Below are 10594 nucleotides of genomic sequence, written 5' to 3'. Positions count from 1 at the left end.
CCCATACTGTTCCTTGATAAAACCTGTCCTCGATCTTTCATCTTCATGAAGTAGATAAAAGGAATACGTCCTAAGCCTGCCCTGCGAATACGCTCCACCTCCTGCAAGATAAGCATCAATCTCATCCTGTGTAATGAACATCGGATGTTCTTTCCAGGCAAAGCCGTCCCTAGCCTGATAAGGAATCACCTCATCCGCAAACTTTTGAAACTGCTTTGAGATATTTATAGGATTATAATGATGGAAACGCATAATAGAATGATTTTCTTCATAGGCTTCTGCCAGTGCATCCAGTCTTTCATTCAGTTCCGAAAGCCACTGGGGATCCTCCAGCTTTTCTTCCAGATAATCCGTGATCTCCGGATAGATACTGCGAAGATGTGGTAAGTCCTCTTCGTCAAAAACAATCTCCGCTACTCCTTCTGCCATATCCCCTTTCATATAGGCAAGAGCCTGGGCGTGTTCTTTTACTGCATTACTTCTTGCCGCATCCAATACAGACTGCGGTGCATATTCACCCTGGTCTAAAAGCTGATGGATACGTCCGCTGACATCTTCCCATGATAAAAATGCCTTATCTAAGATATGGTCTGTAACCGTATGCCCTACTGCGATCTGCATCCCGGTTTCATCAAACCAGACTGAATATTCATTTCCATCAATCTGAAAACCTTTTCCACCTTTACGGTATTCACGCTTCACAAACTCCGTATATTCCTCCGGTGTCTGTTCACTCATGAAATTATAGATGATCCGGAGCTGGCTGGCTTTCCGGTTTCCTCCTGTCCGTAAGATCTCATCAACAACTTGCTCTGGAATCGGAATTTCTCCGGCATAAAGGGCAGCTGCCCTTTCCTCGATCTGCCGTCTTTGTTCATTTGCGGTGGGATATTCGGGCAAAGATAAAGCAGAGGCGATCTCTTCCTCTGCTTTACTCAATCCATCTTCTCTTGTATCTTCGACTAACTGTATACCAATTCCGTCAAGATGCTCTCTTCCGCTGTTGCCATCAGTGCGTTCATGTGTGCTGTCCATGCCATCGGATCTGCTTCCTTGTCCGGTGCCGGATTCTTCTCCAGTAATTTCTCCATCTGGCTGTCCATTCTCTCCTGTGCTGCTTTCTCGATCTGTTCCAGATGGCTGTTCAGCTTCCCGGTCAGAAACAGGCTCTGATAAAGGCTGTTCTTGTGTTCTTTCAGAAATGTCCTCCGCAGCATCCCATATTTCCCGATCGTCACTTCTTCCTCTTCGACGGTCAGATTCGGAAACAGGTAATCTCCCTTGCGATGATATGTCAGTTCCATAATCGTTTCCTCCTTCATTTTCAATATTTTCTTCTTTTTTCGTTTCTGCATCCTGATCTTTAATTTCGCGCACTAACGTGGTAAAGTTATTATAATTCCTTTCATTGGATTTTTCAACCTCTTTTCTCGCTTCTTCCAGAGAAATTTTATGTACGGTCTTTCCAATATCAATCAGAATACTCTCACTGAGCTGGCTTGCCGCATTTCCAAGGAAGGTGAGAACTGACAGACGGTTATAATCTGTGATATGCATGAAGTCCTCTTCTTCCAGAAGTTCCATCGGGTCAAGCCCGCATCGCCTGGAAAGCAGATAGTAAACACTGTCTGTTGCCAGCTGACGAAAATCACTGCGGATCGTCACCTCATCCAGATCTTCCAGATAAGTACCTTCTACAGCATATTCCAATCCATCCAGGTATTCCTCCAGATTGTCATTGACCATTTCCCTTGCGACCGCCATCAATGCGTCCTGCAAAGTTGCCGCATCCTTTTCTTCCAGAGCATAGACTTCTGCCAGATGGGTGAGGATCTCTTCTCTCTGGTGTTCCTGCATCTTCCAAAGATATGGGCTTCTGCCTCCGGCTACCATGTGGGTATCCGAAATATCAAACACATAACGAAGTTTGGTATTCTGCCAGGTTTCATCAAACAAGGCAATTCCTCTTGCACCACGATTTACCCAGCGTAACATCTTTTCATTCCATAGTTCCAGTGATGCACAGGCTGTTGCGTCTGGACGCTGTGCATGGATCAGAAGCTGGTCTGAAAAAGAATAACGATATAACCTTGATGCTGTGTCCATATAATCCATCCAATCCCCTGGCGAACTGCTCACTGATACGGCATGTTCCTGCACCAAGTTTCGGATGTCCTGTAGTTTAGACATTAAACTTCCCTCCTATCAATAAAAAAACAGCCCACTCTTTTTTAGAATTGGCTGCATAAAATGTACTTTACTTTTCGGAGAGAAAATGCTATATTCTAATTGAAAAGAGTAACCGCCCACAAGGTGGATGCTCCTGGATTAGGTTTTAATTTATTTTGCTCTCAAAGAGAGCTGCCTATCCTGTTGGCAGACAGGGTAGGCTATTTTTTTCGCTTGTTGTCCCTATTATCCAAATAGGCAAGCAAAGCAATCAGAAACGTACCGCCTAAGAACAATAAGCTCAAGACTTCGTATGTATCCATTCGCTCCACCTCCCTTCTTCTGTATCCCTTAACGGAATCTGAAAATCCAGGAGGTTTTTACCAACCCTGTACACGGTTACTCCAGTAATATTCTAACAGGTAACTCTCCGCAAAGCAATTCCTTTTTACTTCATACGGTTTTATATTCTGTTTTTCTCTTATTCTCTGGCCAATGCAGTTTCCATTCCAGATATTCCTCTTCTGTGATTCTTCCATCGCCCAATTTCTGCTTTTTCCCCATCCATTCCTGCAGATAAGACATTGTTTTTTTATCCCTCATTGTGATTCCAACTATTTCACTTTCTGAATCATTTAGCAGGAACAGATGAAAAAGCCCTCTATTTTCTTCATCCATCCAGAATAAAGTTTCCATTAATTCGTCCATTGTCGCAATTCCAGGACTTAAAAAATTTCGAACATCAACTTCCAATATTTCTGCTATCCGGATAAGCGTTTCCTGCTTCGGTGTACGCTGTCCACTTTCATATTGGGCGATTCTCACATCCGCACTACTTTCCCCATATCCTAATCTGCGTCCCAATTCCTTTTGAGTTATGTTGCGAAACATACGGATTTTTCTTATTCTTGCTCCTAATTTCAATTTCTTCTCCTTTTCAAAATGGGGCTGTGCAGTAACCACAGCCCCAGAACACTATTTATATTATCATTTGCGTTTTCTCTTAACTGTCACTACAGTTCCCAGACATCCTGCTGATACTGCAAGTGCCAGCACAAAAATAGCAATATTTGTATTATCTCCTGTTTTTGGTGAATTGGATACAGAAGTCGCATCAGAACCATGGGAACCAGGAGTGCTGACTCCCTGGTTTTCTGATGTTTCCGGAGTGTCTTTTTCCGGAGCTTTCTTATTTGTCAGATCCAGAGTATATTCAATCACAGGAGTACGGTCATTGACATATTCAAACTGAATCTTATGCTCGGTTTCATCAAGCTGATAGCCATCCAGTGTTTTTGTTTCTTTCAGGATATATGTGATTGCTTTTTTATACTGCCCATTCTTAAAAGTCGCAATCGGATAATTCTTTGATTCTGCATGGCCAGCACTGTCTGTTACCAGAGTTTCCAGAACTTTACCTTTGCTGTCACAAAGGGCAAATTCTACACCTTTCATTGGCTTCTTGGTATCTTTATCAGTTTTATTTAAGATTACCTTGCCCATTGCCTGTTCATCTTCCATTTTGGCTCCCTGAACATCTCCGGTGTCCTTAACCTCAAATGTCACTTTATTTGCCACAATATAGCCTTTCGGTGCTGTTTCCTCCAACAACGTATAAGTGCCGACTGAAAGTTTCTCTACATAATGGGGCTGATCACCAGATGTCCAGCTTTCCATAACTTCCTGGTTTTCATTAAGAATATACAGTTTAGCACCTTTGACCTCGCTGCTTCCATCTGTCATATCAACTTTACTGATCAGAATTTTTGTTGTATCATCCTGCATTTCTACTTTCTGTATATCTGCAGTATTTTCTACTACAAACGTAATGGATTCTGCAGTTGCATAACCATCAGCAGGAATTGTCTCTGTTAATGTATATTTCTTTCCAACTTCCAGTTCCTTAATGATGTGTGGTGTGCTTCCGGAAGTCCACTCATCCACAACGTTTCCCTCTGAATCGGATACTTTCAGTTTTGCACCTGGTAATTCTTCCCCGGTTGTAATATCTGATTTTGTGATTTCAAAAGTAGTTGGCTCATCTTCATAAGTGAACTCAAAGGATACTTCTGCAACCTCTTCTCCCGCATAAGCAAAATCAAATTCCTTGATTTCTTCTGTTGTCACAAATCCAGCAGGAGCCTGCACTTCTTTTACATAGTAGTTGCCATTGATTGGAAGATCTGCCGTAAATACAATCCTTCCATCCTGATCCGTAGCTTTCTGCTCGATCATGGTATCTGCTTTCAGGATTACTTCGCCTTCTGCATTTAAAATATCATTCTTTGTATAAAGTGCAAATACTCCGCCTTCCAGAACACGGTCTGTATTTTTTTCTTTCTTAACTACAGTTACTTTTGCTTTCTGGCGGTTATTCTGCCAGTCCTCATCATAAGTCACAACCGGAGTATTCTGATCACGATAAGTCAGATCAACCTCTCTGATTTCTCCATCCAGAACATATCCATCCGCCGTCTCTTTTTCCTTTACATAATATTTGCCTAAAGGAAGATCTTCTGATCTTGCATATCCAAGAGCATCTGTCGTAATTGTTGCTACCAATTCGTCCTTTTTATAATAATCACTGCTTTCCCCATCTGCAGCCTTGATATCCTCCGATGCATAAATTTCAAAAGTAACATCTTTCAAAGAACCTGTAACATAGCCAAATGCTGCGTCCATGCCGCCTGCCAGCATATCTTTCCAGGTAACTTCCTTGACAAATTCACCTTTTTTATTGATGATGATTCGTCCAACCGGAACAGCATCCTTCATTTCTACTTTTTGAACATCTGCAGTATCAGAAACTGTAAATTTCACTTCCTCCGCCTGCAGATAACCATATGGTGCAAACTCTTCCCGAAGTGTGTAGGTTTTTCCCACATGGAGTCTTTTTATTACATGAGCTTTTCCTTTTACAGAAGTCCATTTTTCTACTTCTTTTCCGTCTGAATCCAAAATCGTCAGTGTTGCTCCGTCAAGTTCCACACCTGTTGTAATATCTGATTTCGTAAATTCAGTTGTTGTCGGCTCATTCTTAAAAACGGTTTCCAGTTTTACTGTTTTTACTTCCTGTCCCTGATATTTCGCAGTCACCTCAATCTGCTCATCTGAAGATACAAAACCATCTGGTGCTGCCAGTTCTTTTATATAATAAGTTCCAAATGGCAGATCCTGCTCAAAAACAGTTTTTCCATCTTCACCTGTTACCGCTTTTGTAAGCAGTTCGTCTGCTTTTACCAGTACCTTATCCCCTGCTTTTATATCCTCTTTTGCGTAAAGACCAAACTCTGCTCCAGAAAGCCCTTTCTCATTTTCAGCATCTTTTTTCACAACTGACACTTCTACTTTCTGGCGGTCATTTATAAACTCTGCACTCTGTGAGATCACTGGTGTATTCTGGTCTGCATAGACGAAAGAAATCTTCTGTTCTTCTTCATTTAATACAAATCCCTCCGGTGCAGTCTTTTCTACAACTTTGTATTCTCCTAGAGGCAGATTATCAAGCTCTGCTTTTCCGGATTCATCCGTTGTCAGTTCTGCAACTTTTTCACCCTTTGCATATTTCAGGATTCTTTTTCCTGTATCATCTTTCTGGAAATCTGCTGTATAGATATCCTCTGCAGCATATACTTCATATACTGCACCGGAAAGGTTTTGAACTTCATACCTAAAATCATTCTTATAGGTCGAAAGAACCTCTCCTTTTTTCTGTACAGTGAGTTTTCCTTTCACCGAATGGTCCTCATATACCACTTCAATGACCGCATCACCTGAAACCGGATCCGTCTGATACAGGGTATTGGTATCCACCTGTATTTCGACATAATTTTTGTTAATGGTATAACCGTCCGGTGCTGTTACCTCTTCGATTCTATAATGACCAATTTTTAAATTCTGAGGCAGTATCAGATATCCATCTATATCTGTGAAATATGAGGTATGTGTAACAGTTGTCGGGTATGTAGTTACCTGCTCTACATATTTTTCATGATCCATATCATAAATTTTAAACTCTGTTCCCGGAATTAGAACAGATTTTTTAGTCTCATCATCCTGTTTGATAATTTTCAGTTTTGCAGAAAATTCTTTATCCAAAAGAACTCTCCATGTCTGCGGCTCTGTTGGTTTATTCTCTGTAATCCGGACAATAAAATCATCTACAGGTTTGTAATTATGGGGTGTTGTAGTTTCTCTCACCAGATATGTTCCATATGGAATTGCAATGGATTTTACATAGCCTTTCTCATTTGTAAAAATTTCCGTTGCTCCATTTTCACCGATCACAACTGGCTCTGCAGAAGAAAAATCATAATTTCCATCCTCTTTTACCACCAAAGAAGATACCAGATATGCACTAAATCCAGCTCCGGATAGTAATGCAGCATCTGTGTCTCCATTATTGGCAGCTTTAATAAGTTCAAACGGCTGTTTCTTCACCGTTTCCAGTGAGGTACACTCTTTTTCTACAACCGCTGTCAGATCACCTTCATCACTGCATACAAGATCATATTCATGCTCGTCTGCCAGATATCCTACGGATGGGGTAATTTCCTTGATGTAATACTCTCCAAGATAAAGATTCTCTATCCTTGCTTTTCCTTCTTTATCGGTAGTTAGCGTACCAATCTGGCTTCCGGCTTTATAAATAACGCCTGTCTTTCCATCTGGATGGGTAATGTCGTTTCTTGCATAAAGTCCATACACCGCATTTTCCAGGGAAGCATCTCCCTGTGCCTTATTTTCTTTTGTCTCGGCATCTTTTTTATTCAAAGAGATTGCAGCACTGACCCTGTCATTCACAAAAGTATGACTGAAAGAAATTTTTGCCTGTTCATCATTGGTATAACTGAACTGGAAAGAATAAGTATCTTTCTCATTTCTGACATAACCAGCCGGAGCCTGGACTTCTTTTACATAATAAGAAAATCCCACTGGAAGATCTGCTTTAAATGCTGCTTTTCCATCAGTACCAGTAATTGCAGTCTCAATCAGAGCATCTTTTTTTACCGCTACTTTTCCATCCACAGTTTTCATATCCTGCGCTGCAAACAGAGCAAAATGCCCTCCGGATAGTGTATTTTCAGTATCTTTGTCTTTCTTTATCACCTGCACCACTGCTTTCTGACGGTCATTTGTAAAGGTAGTCTCTGAGAAAGCCGCTTCTGCAGTCTGCCCTGCATAAGAAATGGTTACTTTTTTTGTTTCTTTTGCATTATAAAAATTTTCCGGGGCCTGTGCTTCTGTTACATTATAGCTTCCAAGCGGAAGATTCTTTACCGTTACAGAACCGTTCTCACCTGTGATCAGATTTTTCGCTACTTCTGCGCCTTTTTTGTAAACTGTTTTTCCACCTGCTGTTACAATATCCTCGGCAGCATATACGTTATAAACGGCTCCTTTCTGACGGCGTTTCTCATACTGGAATGAAGTTCCATTTTCATCAGATACAGCTCCTACAAAAACTTCTCCCTCTTTATAAACGGTCAGATTTCCTTTCTGCTCTTTGTCCGTTACAGTCTGTTTGGTTGTACTGCCAACTACTAATTTCACTCCATACGAAGAAGCCTGGACAACATAACCTTCCGGTGCTGTAATCTCTTTTAAGTAAACAGTATCCTGTGTCTTGGTAAGAGTTACTCGTGAAGAACCATTGCTGTCTGTTGGCGGCATCTTAACAATCAGCTTTGTGCAGGCGTTATCACTATATACTCCATACACGGCTCCGGCCAGATTTTTCCCAGTATCTCCATCTTTCTTTGTAATTTCGATAACTGCTTCTTCCGGCCAGTCAACTGTAATCTGCAGATCAGCGGAATCCGTATAGTAGCCAAATCCAATATCCTGTGAACTCTCCAGTTTTAAAAGCATTGCATGGAAATCCAGGGGAAAATTGGAAGTGATCGCATACTTTCCTTTCAGACTGCCCATATTGGCTGTTGTAGCTACAAGATGAAATTTCTCTCCACCTTTTACAGTGACATTTCCAGATGCCGTCTTTCCTGTAGTTTCGTTGACAAGGCTCACACCATTTTCCAGATGAATGGTAATGGTAAATGCTTCATTTGCCTTCCAGGTAAAACTTTCTGTTTCCTTTCCCGTTGCATTAACGGAAAGTCCTGGAAGAAGTTTCATTGCTGTCGGATCAGGCATTTTAGCAAGAGCTGCTTTAATCTCTTTCAGCATATTTTTAGCGGTTGTAGAAAGCGCACCTCCAAATCCGGATTCGCCATCATATAAATAATCAACCAGATAATGCTGCATGGCTCTTGTCTCAGAACTGCATCCATATTTTTCCATGATGGATTTTACATTATATCCGTTGAATGTATGTCCCCATCCAGGACCGCCATATCCATAGAACAAAGCTTTCCGCAGATACTTATCATCTCCGCCCTCATCCAGTTCAACCATATTTTTATATGTTGTCCCACTTGGAGGTGACTGCATGGAGTGCTGCATACAATACGCATTTACTGTATAAGTCTTTCCGCCTGCTTTGTAACGAACATATTTGTAGCTGTCATTTCCACCCTGTCCCATAACTGTATCAAACGGATGAAGCTGGCCATCTGAATAATAGTAATATTTATTTGCTTCAATATTTGTTGCATCATCCCATGGAGTATCGGTTGCAAGTAACATGATACCATTTTCTGCCTGATCCATGGAAACACTTAGGTCAATGTCATCTGCTGGCATTTCAAAACTGAATTTATCCGATTCTTCGTGATAAGTCACCTCTGAATACAATAAATCTTCTGTATTCTCTGTCTGGTTTGCCTGTACTTTTGTTGTTCCTACTGCAATTAAGCTGCCTTGCGGCATATCTCCGGAAAATACAACGGTTTCTCCTGGCTGATACTGTCCATCTTCATGGTTCAGCTCAATATGAAATTCCTCTCCACGAACAATATTTACCTGATAATTTCCATCTGCATCTTCTGTTTTCTCTGTTCCATCTGTAAAAGAGTCGTCTGTCGCCTCTGGCATTTCTTCCGGATCTGTATCTGTAATTTCTTCAAATGTGCTGTCTGTATCCGGATTATCATCTATGGCAGGTTCTTCTGTTGAAACTTCCTCAGACGGATTTTCCGGGATTGGTGTATCTATTGGCTCTTCCTCAACCGGAATTTCTGTCGGAGTTACTTCTTCATAGATTTTATCCTCTGACGGAATTTCTACATTTACCTCATCCTGCACAGGTTCTTCACTCTCTGCAGTGCCTATGGCTGGTTCCTCGCCTTCTGCTTCATTCTCATCTTCCTGGTTGCTTACAGATTCCTGATTCTCAGATTCAGCAACCTGCACCGCAGCTTCCTTTACAATCAGCTTACGATTGATCTGATAAATTGGGTGGCCACTTACTGGCTCTACATAATAAACAGCTTTGTATGTATCTTCGTAATCTGTTGTAAAGTCCTGCTTTTCCTCATTTTTTGCCTCATGGAAAGTGATCTTCACCTTTTTTTCATCTGGTATTTCCAGTCCGGTAAAATCTTTCTCCACTTCAAAAATACTGCCTGTTTCCAGTTCCAGATCTTTTGCTTTTACCACCTCATCTGCATCAAGTTCATTTTTTACCTCTTCGTATAACGGTGGCTCTTCTGGCACTGGCACTACATCTGCCGCATAGGACAGTATTGGAGATAGAATTGTAGATAACACTGTAAGCATTGCCAAGAATCCCGACAAAAATCTTCTCATATTTTTTTTATTCTTCATTCTTTTTTCCTTTCTTCCGTTCCGGGAAAATCAACTGAAACTTTGGATTTCCGGTTTCTGAAACCTCCATCTTTATAGTTGCTTCATACTTCCTTTTTGTTTTCTCTGATACCAGATCTTTGAAATGCACCTGCTTCTCACTCAGCAGCTTCCTGACAGTTGCTTCATCAAGTGTTTTTCCCTGACTCTCAAAAAATCGGTTATTTTTCCATAAAGTAAAACTGCAATCACTTCCTGAACAATAATAATTTCTCTTTCCCACATAAACCTTATTGCCGCATCTTGGGCATTTTCCAATTTCTTTCCGCCCATCTGAAAATAGTTTCTTGTATTCTTCCACTGGCTGTCCATTATCACTTACCAATTTGGTAACCATTTTTTCAATTTCGAAGAGAAATTCTTCTACATTTTTCTGGCCTCTGGAAATCAGTGTCAGATCATTTTCCCATTCTGCTGTAAGTTTTGGTGATTTGATCATTTCCGGAAGAATCCTGATCAGATTTCTTCCATCTGCTGTAGGTAATATCTGCTTCTTTTTACGCTCAATAAAGCCTTTCTCAATCAGTTTTTCAATAATCGCTGCCCTGGTAGCCGGAGTTCCAAGCCCTTTTCTCTCTGCGTCTTCTATCGTATCCGAACTTCCAGCGTGTTCCATGGCACTAAGGAGCGTATCCTCTGAAAGCTTTTGTCAAGGGGGTGC

The 10594-nt window shown here is 41.1% G+C and carries 4 protein-coding genes and 2 pseudogenes; all 6 read right to left on the bottom strand.

Features of this window, described 5'->3' with window-relative positions; genetic code table 11:
- Positions 1 to 1035 (bottom strand): annotated as a pseudogene (locus AB5170_RS19010) (DNA methylase); the annotation flags it as partial.
- Positions 963 to 1304 carry a TnpV protein gene (locus AB5170_RS19005; RefSeq protein WP_118049814.1) on the bottom strand — a complete coding sequence of 114 codons (342 nt, stop codon included), beginning with the start codon at positions 1302 to 1304 and terminating at the stop codon, positions 963 to 965. The gene AB5170_RS19005 and the pseudogene AB5170_RS19010, both read right to left, overlap by 73 nt.
- A 1086-nt stretch (positions 1305 to 2390) precedes the next feature.
- Complete coding sequence (locus AB5170_RS19000; RefSeq protein WP_015524590.1) at positions 2391 to 2492, bottom strand: putative holin-like toxin; 102 nt, start codon at positions 2490 to 2492, stop codon at positions 2391 to 2393.
- Between the two features lie 130 nt (positions 2493 to 2622).
- Positions 2623 to 3093: a helix-turn-helix domain-containing protein gene (locus AB5170_RS18995; protein ID WP_114002924.1), complete on the bottom strand. Its 471-nt coding sequence runs from the start codon at positions 3091 to 3093 to the stop codon at positions 2623 to 2625.
- Between the two features lie 63 nt (positions 3094 to 3156).
- Complete coding sequence (locus AB5170_RS18990) at positions 3157 to 9894, bottom strand: SpaA isopeptide-forming pilin-related protein (protein ID WP_368361647.1); 6738 nt, start codon at positions 9892 to 9894, stop codon at positions 3157 to 3159.
- A pseudogene (locus AB5170_RS18985) lies at positions 9884 to 10567 on the bottom strand (DNA topoisomerase); the annotation flags it as partial. The gene AB5170_RS18990 and the pseudogene AB5170_RS18985, both read right to left, overlap by 11 nt.
- Between the last annotated feature and the right edge of the window lie 27 nt (positions 10568 to 10594).

The organism is Ruminococcus sp. RTP21484sp1_RTP21281st1_A8_RTP21281_210402, from assembly GCF_040914025.1.
Lineage (GTDB): Bacteria > Bacillota > Clostridia > Lachnospirales > Lachnospiraceae > Blautia_A > Blautia_A faecis.
The sequence above is the reverse complement of the archived record's forward strand: the minus strand, read 5'-3'. Positions and strand labels throughout refer to the sequence as shown.

Coding starts and splice junctions, on each gene's coding strand:
- AB5170_RS19005 (WP_118049814.1), bottom strand. CDS start 1,304: ATGGAACTGACATATCATCGCAAGGGAGATTACCTGTTTCCGAATCTG.
- AB5170_RS19000 (WP_015524590.1), bottom strand. CDS start 2,492: ATGGATACATACGAAGTCTTGAGCTTATTGTTCTTAGGCGGTACGTTT.
- AB5170_RS18990 (WP_368361647.1), bottom strand. CDS start 9,894: ATGAAGAATAAAAAAAATATGAGAAGATTTTTGTCGGGATTCTTGGCA.